The sequence below is a fragment of the Nocardioides sp. CCNWLW239 genome (assembly GCF_037137035.1).
Classification (GTDB): Bacteria; Actinomycetota; Actinomycetes; order Propionibacteriales; family Nocardioidaceae; genus Nocardioides.
In genome coordinates this window covers 953,097-970,930 of sequence record NZ_JBBBNW010000001.1, presented here as the reverse complement: position 1 = coordinate 970,930, position 17,834 = coordinate 953,097, and the positions used below count along the sequence as shown (strand labels likewise).

16 protein-coding genes are annotated in these 17,834 nt (G+C 69.5%); 14 read left to right on the top strand and 2 right to left on the bottom strand.

Annotated elements, in window-relative coordinates; translation table 11 throughout:
- Positions 1-74: 74 nt before the first annotated feature.
- The 11 genes from WBG06_RS04700 (at position 75) to WBG06_RS04650 (ending at position 12,581) form a co-directional block, all read left to right on the top strand.
- The gene (locus WBG06_RS04700) at positions 75-1,262 is read left to right on the top strand and encodes a heparan-alpha-glucosaminide N-acetyltransferase domain-containing protein (protein ID WP_336735357.1); all 1,188 of its coding nucleotides are present in this window, start codon (positions 75-77) and stop codon (positions 1,260-1,262) included.
- Positions 1,263-1,271: 9 nt separating this feature from the next.
- On the top strand, positions 1,272-1,901 hold the full coding sequence (locus tag WBG06_RS04695; protein ID WP_336735356.1) for a TetR/AcrR family transcriptional regulator: 630 nt from the start codon (positions 1,272-1,274) through the stop codon (positions 1,899-1,901).
- 44 nt (positions 1,902-1,945) lie between these two features.
- A complete protein-coding gene (ccmA, locus tag WBG06_RS04690; RefSeq protein ID WP_336735355.1) occupies positions 1,946-2,659 on the top strand; it encodes a heme ABC exporter ATP-binding protein CcmA in 714 nt (237 codons plus the stop codon).
- Positions 2,656-3,393, top strand: coding sequence for an ABC transporter permease (locus tag WBG06_RS04685; RefSeq protein WP_336735354.1), 738 nt, complete (start codon positions 2,656-2,658; stop codon positions 3,391-3,393). Before ccmA ends, WBG06_RS04685 begins: the two co-directional genes overlap by 4 nt.
- A 239-nt stretch (positions 3,394-3,632) precedes the next feature.
- On the top strand, positions 3,633-5,672 hold the full coding sequence (locus WBG06_RS04680) for a molybdopterin oxidoreductase family protein (protein ID WP_336735352.1): 2,040 nt from the start codon (positions 3,633-3,635) through the stop codon (positions 5,670-5,672).
- Between the two features lie 80 nt (positions 5,673-5,752).
- Positions 5,753-7,198 (top strand): FAD-dependent oxidoreductase, encoded by a 1,446-nt coding sequence (locus WBG06_RS04675; protein ID WP_336735351.1) that lies wholly within the window; start codon positions 5,753-5,755, stop codon positions 7,196-7,198.
- Complete coding sequence (gene nirB, locus WBG06_RS04670; protein ID WP_336735350.1) at positions 7,195-9,807, top strand: nitrite reductase large subunit NirB; 2,613 nt, start codon at positions 7,195-7,197, stop codon at positions 9,805-9,807. The genes WBG06_RS04675 and nirB overlap by 4 nt, the downstream gene beginning before the upstream one ends.
- The gene (gene nirD, locus WBG06_RS04665; protein ID WP_336735349.1) at positions 9,804-10,148 is read left to right on the top strand and encodes a nitrite reductase small subunit NirD; all 345 of its coding nucleotides are present in this window, start codon (positions 9,804-9,806) and stop codon (positions 10,146-10,148) included. The genes nirB and nirD overlap by 4 nt, the downstream gene beginning before the upstream one ends.
- 23 nt (positions 10,149-10,171) lie before the next feature.
- Positions 10,172-10,657, top strand: coding sequence for a hypothetical protein (locus WBG06_RS04660; protein ID WP_336735348.1), 486 nt, complete (start codon positions 10,172-10,174; stop codon positions 10,655-10,657).
- Positions 10,658-10,749: 92 nt separating this feature from the next.
- Positions 10,750-11,904, top strand: coding sequence for a uroporphyrinogen-III synthase (locus tag WBG06_RS04655; protein ID WP_336735347.1), 1,155 nt, complete (start codon positions 10,750-10,752; stop codon positions 11,902-11,904).
- Entirely contained in the window at positions 11,901-12,581 is a 681-nt protein-coding gene (locus tag WBG06_RS04650) for a sirohydrochlorin chelatase (RefSeq protein WP_336735346.1), read from the top strand. Before WBG06_RS04655 ends, WBG06_RS04650 begins: the two co-directional genes overlap by 4 nt.
- Positions 12,582-12,898: 317 nt before the next feature.
- Here WBG06_RS04650 and argJ read toward each other — a convergent pair whose 3' ends face one another.
- Together argJ and WBG06_RS04640 are read right to left on the bottom strand one after the other, a co-directional pair.
- Entirely contained in the window at positions 12,899-14,047 is a 1,149-nt protein-coding gene (gene argJ, locus WBG06_RS04645) for a bifunctional glutamate N-acetyltransferase/amino-acid acetyltransferase ArgJ (RefSeq protein WP_336735345.1), read from the bottom strand.
- 49 nt (positions 14,048-14,096) lie between these two features.
- Positions 14,097-14,558 carry a hypothetical protein gene (locus WBG06_RS04640; RefSeq protein ID WP_336735344.1) on the bottom strand — a complete coding sequence of 154 codons (462 nt, stop codon included), beginning with the start codon at positions 14,556-14,558 and terminating at the stop codon, positions 14,097-14,099.
- 333 nt (positions 14,559-14,891) lie between these two features.
- On the opposite strand from WBG06_RS04640, the gene WBG06_RS04635 reads away from it, so the two are divergent.
- The 3 genes from WBG06_RS04635 to WBG06_RS04625 all read left to right on the top strand — a co-directional run bounded on the left by WBG06_RS04635 (position 14,892) and on the right by WBG06_RS04625 (position 17,832).
- Positions 14,892-16,733 carry a phosphoenolpyruvate carboxykinase (GTP) gene (locus WBG06_RS04635; RefSeq protein ID WP_336735343.1) on the top strand — a complete coding sequence of 614 codons (1,842 nt, stop codon included), beginning with the start codon at positions 14,892-14,894 and terminating at the stop codon, positions 16,731-16,733.
- Between the two features lie 167 nt (positions 16,734-16,900).
- Positions 16,901-17,275: a DUF805 domain-containing protein gene (locus WBG06_RS04630; RefSeq protein WP_336735342.1), complete on the top strand. Its 375-nt coding sequence runs from the start codon at positions 16,901-16,903 to the stop codon at positions 17,273-17,275.
- Between the two features lie 59 nt (positions 17,276-17,334).
- Entirely contained in the window at positions 17,335-17,832 is a 498-nt protein-coding gene (locus WBG06_RS04625) for a PGPGW domain-containing protein (protein WP_336735341.1), read from the top strand.
- Positions 17,833-17,834 lie beyond the last annotated feature (2 nt).

The window sequence follows — 17,834 nt, the reverse complement described above, 5'->3', positions numbered from 1 at the left end:
CGTTCCCACGGTAAAGGAGGGTCGGTACGTGGGTGAAGCCACCGAGTGCGTGACATATCTCTACTCTTGGGTCGATGTCCGCGCTCACCGATCGACTCTCGACGCGCCTCGTCGGTGTCGACGTGGCGCGGTGCCTGGCGTTGCTGGGGATGATGGCGACGCATGTGCTGGAGCCGATCGACGCCTCGGGTGAGCTGACCAGGATCCAGTCCATCGCCGGTGGCCGGTCGGCGGCACTCTTCGCGGTGCTCGCCGGAGTCAGCCTGGCGCTGATGACGGGTCGTCAGGAACCGGTGCGGGGCCAGGTGCTCGTGTCACGGTCGCTCGGACTGGCTGCCCGTGCGGTGCTGATCGCCCTGCTCGGGCTGGTGCTCGGGTCGCTCGGCACCAACATCGCGATCATCCTGACCTACTACGGCGTGCTGTTCCTGGGCGCGATCCCGTTCCTCGGCCTGCGGGCACGGTGGCTGTGGCTGCTCGGCGCGGTCTGGGTCGTCCTCGGGCCGGTCGTGTCGCAGGTCGTGCGGCCGATGCTGCCGCTGCGGCAGTTCGAGAGCCCGGAGCCGTCCCAGCTCGTGGAACCCGCCCGGTTGCTCGCCGAGCTGCTCTTCACCGGCTACTACCCGGCCGTCCCGTGGCTGGCCTACGTGCTGATCGGGATGGCCATCGGCCGCATCGATCTGCGCAACCGGACCGTGGTCTCGATGCTCTGGTCCGGTGGCCTGGTCCTCTCCCTCTCGGCCACCTGGCTGTCCGGGCGGCTGACCCGGCTGCCGTCGGTGGCCGGCGAGCTGCTGCGTACTTATCCGGGGGTGGACATCGACGCGGCGCTGACCGCGATGAGCCACGGCCTCTACGGGCAGACACCCGTCGACGGGGGCTGGCAGTGGCTGCTGGTCGTCGCACCGCACGCGACCACACCGTTCGACCTGGCGCAGACGATCGGCAGCTCGATGTTCGTCATCGGGGCCTGCCAGATGATCGCGCTGTGGCTGCCGGAGCGGTGGCGCGTCGGGATGGCGGTGCTGTTCGGTGCCGGCACGATGACGCTCACGCTCTACACCCTGCACGTGGTGATGATGACCGGCGCCGTCTGGCCGCCGGAGACCCCCGAGACGTACGTCGTCCATGTGCTCGTCGTGCTGTCCATCGGCGCGCTCGTCACGGCCTGGGGGCGCCCCGGTCCGCTCGAATGGCTCGTCGGGCGGCCCGCGGCGTGGCTGCGACGGACGGAACCCGACCGTCGTCCCGCGTCGGGTTAGCGTGGTCGCGTGAGCGAGCGGCAGCGAGTGAACCGAGAGGACCTGAGCACGACGGCACCGCGGCGGGGACGCAGGCCCGGTTCGCCGAACACGCGGGCGGCGATCCTGGCGGTGGCTCGGCAGCGCTTCGCGCAGCAGGGGTACGCCGCGACCTCCGTCCGTGGGATCGCGGCCGCAGCCGGGGTGGACTCGGCCCTGGTGCACCACTACTTCGGGACCAAGGAGGACCTCTTCGTCGCCTCGCTGGAGCTCCGGGTCGACCCGCGGGTGATCGCTCCGACGATCACCGCGGAGGGGCCCGACCGGGCGGGGGAGAGCCTCGTACGGCTGCTGCTGAGCGTCTGGGACGACGAGGAGTCGCGGCTCCCGCTGATGGCGCTGGTGCGCAGCATCTTCGAGCCGGAGGGGAAGGCGCTGGTCCCGGAGGCCTTCGGCCGGCTGATCCTGGGACCGGTCAGCGAGGCGCTCGGGCTCGACGAGCCGGAGCGGCGGATGGCCCTGGTGGGCTCGCAGCTGGTCGGGATCGTCGTGCTGCGCTACGTCGCCCGGATCGAGCCGCTCGCCTCGGCGCCCGCGGAGACGCTGGTGGCGACGTACGCTCCGGTGGTCCAGGGGTATCTGGCCGGGCCTTTGCCGTAGCCCCCTTGCGCCGCCGGGTCTGTCGTGCCACATTTCATCATGTGATGAATAACGTGGTGGAGGCCTCCGGTCTCCGAGTCGTACGTGGGAAGCGCGAGGTCCTTCACGACCTCGACTTCTCCCTCCGGGCGGGCGAGGTGACGGGGCTGCTCGGGCCGTCGGGCTGCGGCAAGACGACGCTGATGCGTGCGCTGGTGGGTGTGCAGGCGAAGGTGACCGGGACGCTGACTGTGCATGGTGAGCCCGCCGGCTCGGCGTCGTTGCGCTCGCGCATCGGCTACGTCACGCAGGCCTCCAGCGTCTACGACGACCTGACCGTCACCGAGAACCTCCGCTTCTTCGCCAAGGTGCTCGGCGCACCCGCCTCGTCGGTCACGGCGGCGATCGAGACGGTCGATCTGGCATCTCACGCCGACCAGGTCGTACGCGACCTCTCCGGCGGCCAGCGTTCCCGGGTCTCGCTCGCGGCGGCGCTGCTCGGGTCGCCCTCGCTGTTGGTGCTCGACGAACCGACGGTGGGTCTCGACCCGGTGCTGCGCGAGCAGCTGTGGGGGACGTTCCGGGACCTGGCTGCTGCGGGTGCGGCGGTGATCGTGTCCAGCCACGTCATGGACGAGGCCGAGCGCTGCGACCGGCTGCTGCTGATGCGCGAAGGCGCGATCCTCGCCGACGGCAGTCCGTCCGAGATCAAGCAGAAGGCCGGCGCGGACGACGTCGAGCAGGCCTTCCTGGCGCTGGTGAGAGGGGCGGCCCGATGAGCCTTCGACGAACCCTGGCCGTGGCCGGACGGGTCCTCGCTCAGATCCGTCGCGACCACCGCACCCTGGCCATGCTGGTGGTGCTGCCGACGCTGCTGATGACGCTGCTGTGGTGGATGTACGAGGACTCCCCGACGCCGATCTTCGACCAGATCGGCCCGGCGCTGCTGGCGATCTTCCCGTTCATCGTGATGTTCCTGGTGACCTCGGTGACCACGCTGCGGGAGCGCTCCTCCGGAACCCTCGAGCGGCTGCTGGCGATGCCGCTGGGCAAGGGCGACTTCCTGCTGGGCTACGCGCTGGCGTTCGGACTGTTGGCTGCCATCCAGTCCGGTGTCGCCGTCGCGGTCAGCGTCGGTCTTCTCGGGTTGGAGATCAGCGGCCCGGTGTGGCTGCTGGTGGTCGTCGCCATCGTCGACGCCGTCCTCGGCACCGCGCTCGGGCTGCTCGTATCCGCCTTCGCCGCCACCGAGTTCCAGGCCGTGCAGTTCATGCCCGCCATCGTCGTACCGCAGATCCTGCTCTGCGGACTCCTGGTCCCGCGCGAGTCGCTCCCGGCGGTCCTCGAGGCCATCTCGTCCGTGCTCCCGCTCTCCTACGCCGTCGACGCGATGACCCTCCTCGTCACCTCCACCGACACCGGGGAGGTCTGGGCCGACCTCGCCGTCGTCGCCGGCTTCGTCGTCGCCGGCCTCGCCCTCGGCTCGGCGACCCTCCGCCGGCGTACTCCCTGATCGTCGAGCCGTCACCCCGGTCGGCCGAGGCGTCGCTCCCGCCGTTCGAGTTGGCATCCCGCTGCCCACTCGGCCGACGTACCTGACGCTTCGGCCGGCGGGGGTGACGCCTCGGCAGGCGGGGTTGTGAGGTGGTGAGAGGAAGTTGACGGAAGGGGTACGGAGAGCCGATCGGTGCGAAACGTTGACACCGGAAGGTAGAGGTCGCCAGTCCCCGACCCGAAACGGTGTGAGTACGCGTGACCGACACCCACTGTCCTTACTGCAGCTTGCAGTGCGGGATGACCCTTTCACGCAAAGGGCCCCGGCTGGAGGTCAGTGAGCGCTCGTTCCCGGTGAACGAGGGGGCACTCTGCCGCAAGGGGTGGACGGCGACCGGACTGCGCGGGAGCCGGGAGCGGCTGACGACGCCGATGGTGCGCGACCGGTCGACGGGGGAGTGGAGCGCGGCGACGTGGGACGAGGCGCTCGACCTGGTCGCCGCGAGGCTCGCCGACCTGCGGGACGAACACGGTGCCGACGCGAACGCCGTCTTCGGCGGTGGCGGGCTGACCAACGAAAAGGCCTACCAGCTCGGGAAGTTCGCTCGGGTCGCGCTCGGCACTTCTCAGATCGACTACAACGGCCGCTGGTGCATGTCATCGGCTGCCTCGGCCGGCAACCAGGCCTTCGGCGTCGACCGTGGGCTGCCGTTCCCGCTCGCCGACATCGAGCAGACCGACGTCTGTGTGCTCGTCGGCTCCAACCTGGCCGAGACCATGCCGCCGGCGGCCCGGCACCTCGACCGGCTGCGTGAGAACGGCGGCAAGGTCGTCGTCATCGATCCGCGGCTGACCCCGACCGGTGAGCGGGCCGACCTCTTCCTGCAGCCCGTCCCCGGCACCGACCTGCCGCTCGCGCTCGGCGTCCTGCACCTGCTCGACGCGGCCGGTGCGGTCGACGAGGGCTACATCGCCGAGCGGACCACGGGCTTCGAGGACGTACGCCGCTCCGTGGCCGCCTGGTGGCCGGAGCTGGTCGAGCGGGTCAGCGGCGTCGAGGCGAGCCAGGTGCGCGAGCTCGCCTCTCTGCTGGCGAACGCGGAGAAGGTGATGGTCCTGACCGCCCGCGGCGCCGAGCAGCACGCCCAGGGCACCGCCACCGTCCTGGCCTGGCTCAACGTCGCGCTCGCGCTGGGCATGCCCGGGAAGACGTACGCCGGCTACGGCTGCCTCACCGGACAGGGCAACGGGCAGGGTGGCCGCGAGCACGGCCAGAAGGCCGACCAGCTTCCCGGTTACCGGATGATCGACGACCCCGCGGCCCGCGCGCACGTCGCCGCGGTCTGGGGCGTCGACCCGGAGACGATCCCCGGCAAGGGCCGCTCCGCCTACGAGCTCCTGGACGCGCTCGGCACCCCTGAAGGCCCCAAGAGCCTGCTCGTCTTCGGCTCCAACATCGTCGTCTCTGCCCCGAACGCCACCCACATCACGTCGCGCCTGACCGACCTCGACCTGCTGGTCGTCGCCGACATGGTGATGAGCGAGACCGCGTCCCTGGCCGACGTGGTGCTTCCGGTGACCCAGTGGGCCGAGGAGACCGGCACCATGACCAACCTCGAGGGCCGGGTCGTCCTGCGCAACCAGGCGATCAGTGCCCCCGACGGGGTCAAGAACGACCTCGACGTCATCACCGGTCTCGCCACCCGCCTCGGTGCCGCCTCGACCTGGTCGACCGACCCCGAGGAGATCTTCACCGAGCTCCGAGCCGCCTCGAAGGGCGGCAAGGCCGACTACAGCGGCATCACCTACGACCGCATCCGCGACGAGGACGGCGTCTTCTGGCCCTGCGCCGAGGACACCGCAGGCACCCCGCGCCTCTTCGCCGACTCTTTCTTCCACGCCGACGGCCGGGCTCGTTTCATCGATGTCGCCCACCGCGGCCCGGCCGAGCAGCCGACCGCCGACTACCCGCTCCACCTCACCACCGGCCGCGTCCTCGCGCAGTACCAGTCCGGCGCCCAGACCCGGCGGATCAAGGACCTTCCCGACGAGGGTGTCTTCGTCGAGATCCACCCGCTGCTGGCAGACCGCGTCGGTGCCCACGACGGCGACCCGGTCGTCGTACGCACCGCTCGGGGGGAGCTGAAGGCGCCGGCGCGCATCGTGACCACGATCCGCCCCGACACGGTCTTCGTACCGTTCCACTGGGTCGGCGCCAACAAGCTCACCAACGACGCCCTCGACCCGTCCAGCCGGATGCCGGAGTTCAAGGTCTGTGCCGCGGCGGTGAGTGCATGAGCGGGGGACCGGTCACGTGTAACACGTCGTTCGTCGCACTATCCGGTCGTTCAGATAGGGCGAGTAGTGCTACGAACGACGTGTTACACGAGCCCACGCCGCAGCCGAACCGGATCGTCGTCGTCGGCGGCGGCATGGCCGCGGCGCGGCTGGTCGAGGGACTGGTCGAGCGTGGCCTCGGCCCGCAGGTCACTGTGCTCGCGGAGGAGCAGCACGCTCCGTACAACCGGATCCTGCTCTCCGCGGTGCTCGAGGGCACCCATCGTCCGGGGGCGCTCGCGCTGCGCGAGAAGCAGTGGTACGCCGACAGGGGAGTCGACCTCCGGCTGAACAGCCTCGTCGTGGACGTCCACCGCGACACCAAGACGGTCGAGCTCGCCGACCGGACGACGGTCTCCTACGACCAGCTCGTCCTCGCCACCGGGGCGATCCCGACCCTGCCGCCGATCCGCGGCGTGGTGCGGATGGACGGCTCCATGGATCCGCGGGTGCAGGCGTTCCGCAGCCTCGACGACTGCGCGCGGCTGCTGGCTCTCCTCGACCGGAAGAGCGACCACCCGCGCAGCGCGGTGATCGTCGGCGGGGGACTGCTCGGCCTCCAGGTCTCCCGCGCCCTGGCGGTCCGCGGAATCGAGACCGAGATCGTCGAGGGCCGCGACCACCTGCTCAGCAGCCAGGTCGATGCCTCGGCCGGCAAGGTGCTGAAGCGGTCGATGGCCAAGCTCGGCACCCAGGTCTACCTCGGCGCCCGCGCGACCCGGCTGACCGACGAGGGCCTCAGGCTCGACAACGGCTACATCCTCGAGACCGACCTGGTGGTGCTCACCGCCGGCGGCCGTCCCCGCGCCAACCTCGCCCGAAGAGCCGAGCTCACCGTCGACCGCGGCATCGTCGTCGACGACCAGCTCCGCAGCGTCGACGACCCCGATGTGTACGCGATCGGCGACTGCGCCGAGCACAACGCGACCACCACCGGCTTCGTCAGCCCGGCGTGGGAGCAGGCCGGGGTCCTGGCCGACGTCCTGGCCGGCAACGACGCGGCCTACGAGGGACACCGGATCGTCGCCCGCCTGCGCGCCACCGACCTCGAGGTCTGCGTCCTCGGCGAGCCCGAGAACGAGGCCGGTGAGGTCGTCGAGATCGCCAACCCGATCAAGGGCACCCACCGCAAGCTGGTCGTACGCGACGGCCGCATCGTCGCCGGTGCTCTCGTCGGCGACCTGAGCCGGGTCGGCCTGATCACCCAGGCCTTCGACCGGCAGACCGTGCTCGGCGAGCACGAGGCCGGGCAGTTGCTGCTGCCCGAGCCGTCCTCGTCCGGCTCCGGGATCGCCGACCTGCCCGACGACGCGGAGGTCTGCGCCTGCGCCGGTGTCAGGGCCGGCCGGATCCGGGCGTGCCGGTCCCTCGAGGACGTACGCGACACCACCCGCGCCACCACCGGCTGCGGCGGCTGCGCGCCGACCGTACGTCTGCTTCTCGCCTCCAGCCCCAGCAAGCGCTCCGTGGAAGGAATCCCATCATGAGCCCTCACCTCCGCAAGAAGGTCGTCGTCGTCGGCCACGGCATGGTCGGCCACCGCTTCGTGACCGCCGCGATCGAGCGTGGGCTCACCGAGACCCACGACATCGTGGTGCTCGGTGAGGAACCGCGTCCGGCCTACGACCGGGTAGCCCTCACCAGCTTCTTCGAGGTCGGTGCCGAGGCGCTCTCCTTCCTGCCGTCCGGCGTCTACGAAGACCCGCGGGTCACCCTGCGCACCAGCACGAGCGTCATCGAGATCGACCCTGCTGCTCAGACGGTGATGCTCGCGGACGGCGAGGAGATGGCGTACGACGAGCTGGTGCTCGCCACCGGAGCGGCGCCTTTCGTGCCGCCGGTGCCGGGTGCGGAGCTGGGCAACGTCTTCGTCTACCGCACCATCGAGGACCTCGAGGCGATCCGCGAGGCCGCGAAGACCGCTCGCGCTGGTGCGGTGATCGGGGGTGGTCTGCTCGGGCTGGAGGCGGCCAACGCGCTGCACCAGCTCGGCGTCGAGACCCACGTCGTCGAACTCGCGCCGCGGCTGATGGCCGTCCAGGTCGACGACGCCGGCGGCAACACGCTCAAGCGCCACATCGAGAAGCTCGGTCTCACCGTGCACACCGGCGTGATGACGGAGTCGGCGCTCCCGTCCGTCGTGGACGAGGACGAGAGCGGCGTACGCGACGGCCGGGTGAGTGCACTCAAGTTCAAGGATGTCGAGGAGCCGCTGCCGGTCGACATGATCGTCTTCTCGGCAGGCATCCGACCCCGTGATGCGCTCGCCCGCGCGGCCGGACTGGACCTGGCCGAGCGTGGCGGCGTGCTCGTCGACGAGCAGTGCCGCTCCTCCGACCCGCACGTGTGGGCGGTCGGCGAGTGTGCCGCGCCCGGCGGGAAGATGTACGGCCTGGTGGCCCCCGGCTACGACATGGCCGAGGTCGTCGCCGACGCCCTGCTGGGCGGCAAAGGCACCTTCACCGGTGCCGACATGTCGACCAAGCTCAAGCTGCTCGGCGTCGATGTCGCGAGCTTCGGCGACGCGCACGGCACCACCGACGAGTGCCTCGAGCTGACCTACTCCGACGCCGTCGCGGGCGTCTACAAGAAGCTGGTGATCAGCGAGGACGGCACCCGCCTGCTCGGCGGTGTGCTGGTCGGCGACGCCTCGGCGTACGGCCTGCTCCGGCCGATGGTCGCCTCCGGGATCCCGCTCCCGGACAACCCCGAGGAGCTCATTCTGCCTGCGTCCTCCGGCGGGGGAGCCAGTGTCCAGCTCCCGCCGGAGGCGCAGGTCTGCTCGTGCAACAACGTCACCCGCGGTGACATCGAGGCGGCCGTCGACAACGGCTGCGAGAGCGCGGCGGAGGTCACCAAGACCACCAAGGCGGGAAGCACCTGCGGCTCCTGCAAGGTGCAGGTGAAGAAGATCGTCGAGGACTACTTCACCGCCCAGGGTCGCACGGTCGACCTGTCCCTCTGCGAGCACTTCACGATGACCCGCGCCGAGCTCTTCGACGTCGTCCTGATCCACGGCTACACGACCTTCGACCAGATCATCGAGGCCCACGGCACCGGCCGCGGCTGCGACATCTGCAAGCCCGCGGTGGCGTCGATCCTGGCCAGCCAGCTCAACGGCCACGTGCTCGCCAAGGAGAACCGCAAGCTCCAGGACACCAACGACGCCTACCTGGCCAACCTCCAGAAGAACGGCTCCTACTCCGTCGTCCCGCGCATCCCCGGCGGCGAGATCACCCCGGAGGGCCTGATCGTGATCGGTGAGGTGGCACGCGAGTTCGGCCTCTACACCAAGATCACCGGTGGCCAGCGCATCGACATGTTCGGTGCCCGGATGGAGGACCTGCCGGCGATCTGGAAGCGGCTGGTCGACGCCGGGTTCGAGTCCGGCCACGCCTACGGGAAGTCGCTCAGAACCGTGAAGTCCTGCGTCGGCTCCACCTGGTGCCGCTACGGCGTCCAGGACTCGGTCGGTCTCGCGATCATGCTGGAGACCCGCTACCGGGGGCTGCGCTCGCCGCACAAGCTCAAGGGCGGTGTCTCCGGGTGTGCCCGCGAGTGCGCGGAGGCCCGCGGCAAGGACTTCGGCGTCATCGCCACGGAGAAGGGCTGGAACCTGTACGTCGGGGGCAACGGTGGCGCCGTCCCGGCCCACGCCCAGATGCTCGCCGGTGACCTGAGCACCGAGGAGCTGGTCCGCTACCTCGACCGCTTCCTGATGTACTACGTACGCACCGCCGACCGACTCCAGCGCACCTCGACCTGGATCGACTCCCTCGACGGCGGCCTGGACCGGGTCCGCGAGGTCGTCGTCGACGACGTCCTCGGTCTCGGCACCGAGCTCGAGGCCGCGATGACCGCGCACGTCGACGGCTACTTCGACGAGTGGAAGGCGACGCTCGAGGACCCCGAGAAGCTGCGCCGGTTCGTCTCCTTCGTCAACGCCCCCGAGATCCCGGACCCCAACATCTCTTTCGGGTCCACCCGTGGCCAGATCGTCCCCGAGGCCGGCGGCACGGAGCCGGTCTCGCTCGGCGCCTCGATCCCCGTCGGCAGGCACGCTTTCAACGAGCAGAGCTTGGAGGAGTCGCGATGACCGACACCCAGACCGTCACGTACATCGCCGTCTGTCGCCTCGACGACATCGACCCCGAGACCGGCATCGCGGCCCTGGTCAGGGGAGAGGCGGTGGCCGTCTTCCGCACGCTCGACGACCGGGTCTTCGCGCTGTCCAACTACGACCCGTACGGTCGCGCCTCCGTGCTCGCCCGAGGGATCGTCGGCACGCGGGGTGACGTACCGTTCGTGGCCTCTCCGCTGCTCAAGCAGCCGTTCTCGCTCGAGAGCGGCCGGTGCCTCGACGATCCCTCGGTGTCGGTCGCGACCTACGAGGTCGACGTCGTGGACGGGGAGGTACGCGTCGGGGCACGGCGCTAGCGGCGCGCCACTAGGGTGGCGTCATGAGCGATCCTGTTCTCGGGGCCACGGTCTCCGCTATGCCATGGCCGACGCGTCGCTGGGTCAGCGTGGTCGCGTCCCTGGTGCTGACCCCGCTCGGCCTCGCGCTGGTGATGACCGGCGGATACCGCCACGCCCTCGACGCCGCCAGGCTCGGCACCTCCGTCGTCGGTATCGTCCTGATGCTGCTCGGGGTGCTGCTTCTCTTCGTGGTGGCGGCCACCGGAAGGCTTGCCGGGATCGGCCCGGTCGTGGCCGGCGTGGCGTACGGGGGATTCGGGCTGATCTCGCTCTTCTCCCAGGAGATGCTGTGGAACGTGACGAACCTGATCGGCATCAAGTCCATCCAGTACGGCGTGTTCAGCTACTACAGCGTCCTGCTGCCGACCGTCGGAGCGCTTCTGATCGGTGCCGGTCTGTCCGGTCGATGGAGCCGCGACACGGCTGACGACTCGATCAGCCCGACCGGGCCCATCGTCGAGCTGTAGGGCCGTGAGGCCGTGAGGCCGTGAGGGAAAGTTAGCGTCGGCGATCCGAACTGCCTGCGTACGGCGAAATGCGATCGACGCAGGGTGGATCCATGGCGGTGGAGAAGGCGCAGGAGATCTACGATTCGGATGTGGACACCGGCGCGCTGAGCGGCTTCCGCGTCGGGGTGACCGCGGCGCGGAAGGCCGAGGAGCAGATCAACCTGCTCGAGCGGCGCGGGGCTCGCGTGGTGTGGGCGCCCGCGCTCTCCGTCGACCCCAACCGGGTCGACGCCGGTGCGCTGCGCGCGGTGACCGAACAGATCATCGGTCAGAAGATCGACATGTTCCTGGCGACGACCGGCATCGGCACCCGCACCTGGTTCGACGCCGCTGAGGAGTGGGGCCTGCTCGACCGGCTGCTGGAGACGCTCGGCGGTGCCGAGATCCTGGCGCGCGGACCGAAGTCGGTCGGGGCGCTGCGGCGGCGTGGGCTGCGCGAGCTGTGGGCCCCGGAGTCGGAGGAATTCGACGACGTCCTGGAGCACCTGCGCGGTCGAGACCTGACCGGCAAGCGGATCGTGGTGCAGGAGCACGGGCAGTCGCTGTCGATGGTCGCACACGCGCTGACCCGGCAGGGCGCCGAGGTCATCAACGTGGTCGTCTACCGGGTCGAGTCCGCCTCGGACCCGGAGCCGATGTTCCGGCTGGTCGAGACGCTGGCCGACGGCGAGCTGGACGCGGTCACGTTCACCTCCGCTCCCGCCGTGGCCGCGTTCATGCAGGCGGCCGGCTCGGTCGGGCTGCGTGACGAGGTCGTGGCCGCGTTCCAGGCAGACGTGGTCGCCGCGTGCGTCGGCCCGGTGACCGCCGCAGCCTTCGAGATGTGGGGCGTACCGACGATGTTCCCCGAACGCTCCCGCACCGCGGCCATGGTCAAGATGCTCGAGACCGAGCTGCCGCTGCGCCGCTCGGGCCTGCTGATCGAGCTCGCCGGCGGTCACCAGCTGCTGCTCCACGACGACGCGGTGATCCTCGACGGTGCCGAGGTCAAGCTCTCCCCGGCTCCTGCCGCTGTCCTGGGCGCGCTCGTCGCCAACCCGGGCAACGTCGTCTCCCGTCCGGCTCTGCTCGCCATGCTTCCCTCGGGAACCGCAGGCTCTGAGCACGCGGTCGAGATGGCGGTCGCGCGGTTGCGGTCGGCGCTCGGCACCAAGGCGATCCAGACCGTGGTGAAGCGCGGCTACCGGCTGGCGGTGGCCTCATGAGGCTCGTGGTCGCAGCGCACGGCACCCGGCAGCTGCTCGGCAACGCGGTCGCCTCGATCATCGCCAAGCGCGCCGGTCGCGCGCTCGGGATGGAGTCGAAGGCGGCGTACGTCGAGCTCTGCGAGCCGCTGCTGACCGACGTCCTGGCCGACGGTCAGGCCTCGGTCGTGGTCCCGCTGCTGCTCTCGACCGGCTACCACATCAACGTCGACCTGCCGCGGGCCGCCGAAGGACTCCCGGTGACCATGGGCCGCGCCCTCGGGCCCGACCCGCTGCTCGCGTCCGCACAGGCATCCCGGCTGGTCGCGGCGGGGGTCTCGCCGGGCCGCCCGGTGGTCCTGGTCGCCGCAGGTTCCAACGACCCCGGGGCCCGCGCCGACATCGCGGCCGCCGGCCTCATGCTGGAGGACGCGTGGGGCGGTCCGGTCCGAGTCGCCACCGTCTCCGGCTCCGGCGCTCCACCCGTCACCGAGGTCGTACGCCCCGGCGACGCCGTCTCGCCCTACCTCCTCGCCCCCGGCTTCTTCTCCGACCTGGTCCGGGCCCGCGCCGAGGCCGCCGGTGCCGAGACCGTCGCCGACGTCATCGGCCCTCATCCGGACGTGGTCGAGCTGGTCGTACGCCGCGCCTCAGCCCTTCTCGGCGATGCCGGCGGTGGGGCGGCGCGGGTCGGGTAGTCGGGGGTGGCGCGGGGGATGTTGACCGAGTTACCTCGGTGAGCATTCGCCCGTGTGCCTGCCCAGGTGCCCGCGGGTGTGTGTCCACCGAGGTACGTCGGTGAGCGTCCACCTCCTTCGCGGAGTTCCGCGCGGGGAGTGAGTGTTCGCCGAGTTACCTCGGTGAGCATCTGCGCGTGTGTCTGCGCACGGTCCCGGGGGTGCATGTCCGCCGAGGTACGTCGGTGAGCGGTCGCCTTGTTCGTGGAGTTCCGCGCGGGGAGTGAGTGTTCGCCGAGTTACCTCGGTCAACATCCACCCACCCCCGCCGAGACCCCTCAGGTCGTGTAGTCGGCGTTGATGCGGATGTAACCGTCGGTGAGGTCGCAGCCGTAGACCGTGAACCCACCCGAGGCGATACCGAGGTCGACCTCGATCGAGACCTCGTCGCCGGACAGATAAGTCGACAAATCCGCCAATAGATTTGCAGAGATCTGAGCAGGGTAGGTCTCGGTGCCGCCGAAGGCGATGCGTACGCGCTCGGGGGAGATGTCGGTCTCCTCACGGAGCTTGCCGATGGCCATCGCGACGCGACCCCAGTTGGGGTCGGCGCCGTGGACGGCGGTCTTGACCAGCGGTGAGTTGACGATGGCCTTGCCGACCCGCTTGGCCTGGGCGTCGTCGCGGGCGCCGGTGACCGAGACCGTGATCAGCTTGGAGGCACCCTCGCCGTCGGAGGCGATCTTCTTCACCAGCGCGAGCGCGGCGTCGTAGAGCGCCGCCTCGAACTCGCCGAGGTCGACCGCGCCCGCGACCCCCGAGGCGAAGATCGCGGCGGTGTCGGAGGTCGAGGTGTCGGTGTCGATCGAGACGGCGTTGTAGGTGCGGTCGACGACCCTGCGGAAGACCGCATCCAGATCCGCGGCCGGCACCGAGGCGTCGGTGAAGAAGTAGGTCAGCATCGTGGCCATGTCGGGCTCGAGCATCCCGACGCCCTTCGCGATCCCGGTGATCGTCGCACCGCCGACGGTCCGGGTCTCGATCTTGGCGATCGTGTCGGTCGTCATGATCGCGGCCGCGGCGGCGTCGAGGTCGGCCTCGCCCGCGGTGCCGACGAGCTTCTCCAGGGCGGGGGTGAGCACGTCCATCGGGTATTGCACGCCGATCACGCCAGTCGACGCGACCAGCAGCTCCTCGGGACGTACGCCGACGATCTCGGCCGCCAGGCGGCGTACCTCCAGGGCGTTGGCCTCGCCGGTCGGCCCGGTCGCGACGTTGGCGTTCTTGGAGATGGTGACCATGCCGCGGAACGCGGCGAGGTCGGAGGTGCGGGAGAGCAGCACCGAGGCGCCGGCGAATCGGGATCGGGTGAAGACCGCGGCGCTCGTGACAGCGCCCGAGGGGGCGGCGACGACCGCGAAGTCGTCAGCGCCCTCCTTGAGACCGAGGTTGGCGGTGACTCCGACGAATCCGGCTGGCTGAGGCATGCGCACAGCCTAGGCTCTGCTCGCTCACCGGGTCAGCGCGTCTTGCGTCCTAGGTCCGCAACCAGGCGAAGGCGGCGGCCTCCAGGATCATCCAAGACCGCAGTACGCGACCCACGAACGTGATCGCGACGAAGAGGATCAGGTTGGCCTTGAGCGTGCCGTAGACCACCGCGAGGATCGCCAGCGGTGGCAGCCCGCTGAGGGCGGCGATCGCGAGCAGCCCGCCGGCGTAGGCGGGTCGTCCCTGCGTACGTCGCTCCCACTTCTCCATCCGCCGCTGCCACTTCTCGCACGCCATCTTCCGGCGGACGAAGGGGAGGGAGGTGGTGCCGTGTCCGGCGTAGTACCAGACGACCTTGGAGGTGGTCTGGCCGATGCCCGCCACCAGCGCGAGCAGCAGCGCGGAGAACGTCAGGTTCGAGGCGGCCACCGCGAGGTAGGTCTCGAAGTTGATGACAGGGAAGAGGCCTCCGGCGAAGGAGGCGGCGAAGGTCCCGAGAATGAGGTCCATCAGCCGGCCTCTGGACCGCTCGTGAATTGAAACAATTCAACGTTTGTGTGTTGGGGGATCACCCGAGAAACCATAGATGTAATCCGTGTCACGACGCGACATCGGGCGTCACATCCACATTGCGGACCGCTCGGCGAAATGAGGCCTTTGTCACTTACACATAGGGGTCACAAGGGTCTCAGGACCGGCTATCGGAACATCGCCTGCAGTTGGATCGATCAATTGTCCAGGCCCGTGATCGATGACCCACTCTGGTGCACGGTACCCCGGTTGGAGGCCTCTTCAACTGGGGTAACGTGCCTGCAATCGGCGAAACTTTTGAAGGGTGTCGGAATGGTTGACGTGGACAAGGTCCTCGATGAGGCGGGGCTGACGAATCCTCATGTGCGGGAGTACGTCTCCTACTGGGCAGGGGTGACCGGGGCCGAGCGGATCGAGGTTGTCAGCGCAGCCGACGACGAGCGGCTCCTTCAGGAGTCGCTGGAGGCCGGTGAGCTCCTCCCGGTCACGGGCGGTCGCTATTACAGCCGTTCCTACAGCAAGGACACCGCGCGCTCCGAGGAGCGCACCGTGGTCGCCACCTCCAACCCGGAGGACAAGGGCGTCTACAACAACTGGAAGCCTGCCGACGAGACCGTCAAGACGCTCACCGAGCGGATGACCGGCGCGTCCAAGGGCAAGACGATGTACGTCATCCCTTACCTGATGGCTCCGGTCGGTTCGCCCCTGGAGGCGTACGCCGCGGGTGTCGAGCTAACCGACAGCCGCCCGGTCGTGCAGCAGATGATCCGGATGGCCCGCGTCGGCATCGACTACATCAACAACCTCGCGGACCCGAGCTCCTTCGTCCGTGCGGTGCACGTGACCGGCGACCTGCCCAACCTCGGGCAGGGCACCGAGAACGACCAGCGTCTGTTCGCGACGGTCGCCGACCAGCGTACGATCCTCCACTACGGCTCCTCCTACGGCGGCAACGCGCTGCTGGGCAAGATCGCCCACGGTCTGCGCCAGGCCTGCTACGACGGCCGCGCCTCCGGCAAGTTCCTGGCCGAGCAGTTCCTGCTGCTGGGCATCAAGGACAAGGAGTCCGGCGAGGAGTTCCACGTCGTCGGCGGCTTCCCGTCCGCCTCCGGCAAGACCAACCTCTCGATGACGCTCTCGCCCGACGCCCTCGGTGAGCGTTACGAGGTCACCTTCTACGGTGACGACATCGCCTGGATCTGGGTCGGCGAGGACGGCAAGCTGCGCGCCTTCAACCCGGAGAACGGTGTCTTCGGTGTCGCCAAGGACACCAACGAGAAGACCAACCCGGGCGCCATCGAGGCGATCCTGCCGGGCTCGGGTGCGATCTTCACCAACGTCGCCTACAACGAGAAGACCCAGGAGGTCTGGTGGGAGGGGCTCACCAAGCACCACCCGGACGACCTCGACGGCTGGATCGACTGGAAGGGCGAGCGCATCGCCGACCGGATCGACGACGAGCTCGGCGACCCCTGGGCCCACCCCAACTCCCGGTTCACCACGCCGATCTCGCGGGTGCCCAACGCGGCGCCCGACTTCGACGACGCCGCCGGCGTGCCGATCGACGCGATCATCTTCGGTGGCCGCACCCGTGACCGCGAGCCGCTGATCCGCGCGATCACCGACGTGGCCGAGGGCGTCTACGACGGCCTCACCCTGGGTGCCGAGGCGACCGCCGCGGCCGACGGCCTCGAGGGCGTGCTCCGCTACGACCCGATGTCGATGCGTCCGTTCCTCGCCTACGAGGAGGGCGACTACGCCCGCCACTGGCTGAAGATCATCGGCGAGGCCACCGACAAGCCGGTCTTCGCCCACGTCAACTGGTTCCAGCGTGACTCCGAGGACGGTCACTTCCTGTGGCCCGGCTACCGCGAGAACGTGCGGGCGCTGCTGTGGCTGCTCCAGTTCAAGAAGGGTGAGGTCAAGGGCCAGCAGAGCCCCGTCGGCGTCATCCCGACCGAGGACGAGCTCGACCTGCGCGGCCTCGAGCTGCCGCAGCGGGACCTCGACCGGATCCTCTCCCTCGACCTGGCTCGCTGGAAGCAGGAGATGGGCTTCCGGGAGAAGCACCTCGAGCAGTTCAAGCTTCCCGAGGAGATCTGGGAGGCGCACAAGCGCGTCGCTGCGGCCATCGACGAGGCTGCTCAGGGCTGATCGAGACCACAACCGGGGGCGGCGTACGGAACTTCTTGTCCGTACGCCGCCCCTTCTGGTTGTGTCCGCATCCGTTGTCGACGGGACGATGAACTCTGCCCGGATTCGGGACAGATGCCCGGCCAGTCATTTACGTAGCCGATCTCCCCGACCTAAGGTTCCTGCCCGTGACGATCCCCATGGACCAGCCGCTTCGTGCTGCCTCGATCACCGAGGCGTACGCGCGGTTCTGGAAGAAGTACGCGACATTCTCGGGTCGCGCCAGTCGCACTGAGCTGATCTGGCCGATGCTCGTGAACCTTCTGATGCTCATCGTCCTGGTGCTGGCGCGCAACGACGTGGTGAGCGTCGTGGTCGGTCTCTATGCGTTGGCGGCGTTCGTGCCGACCATCGCGCTCGGCACCCGCCGGCTGCACGACATCAACCGTTCCGGCTGGTGGCAGCTCGTCCTGATCGTGCCGGTGATCGGTGACATCGTTCTCGCGGTGCTGTGGCTGACCTTCCCGAGCCCCGAGGGTGTCAAGTACGACCTGGCCGCATGAGTGGCCGTAAAATTCCCCTGATTGTTCTCGGGGTTGTCCCGGAATGGCAGGCTATTGGCATGAAGTCCCTCGCAGGAGCCGCAGCGAAGCGGCTCGCCTACGAGACCCTCGGCTGGCTGCTCGTGGTCGCCGGGATCGCCGCGATGGTGCTGCCGGGCCCAGGGCTGCTGATGCTCTTCGGCGGTCTGGCCGTGCTCTCTCGCCAGTACGCCTGGGCTCGCCGCTACGTCGAGCCGGTCCGTCTCCGGGCGCTGCGCGGGGCTGCCGAGGGCGTCGAGACCTGGCCGCGGATCGTCCTGTCCACGCTCGGCGCGCTCTCCATCGGCGCCGTCGGCATCGTCTTCCTGGTCAGCCCGCCGGCGCCCCACTGGTGGCCGCTCGAGGCGACCTTCTGGCTGCTCGGTGGCGCCTGGACCGGCGTCACGCTGCTGGGGTCGTGTGCCATTGCCCTGGCCGTGCTTGCCTACTCCTACAAGCACTTCCACGGCCACCCCGACGCCCGCCACCAGCTCGACGAGGACATCGAGCACTCGGGCGAGATGAACAAGGTCGCCTGAAC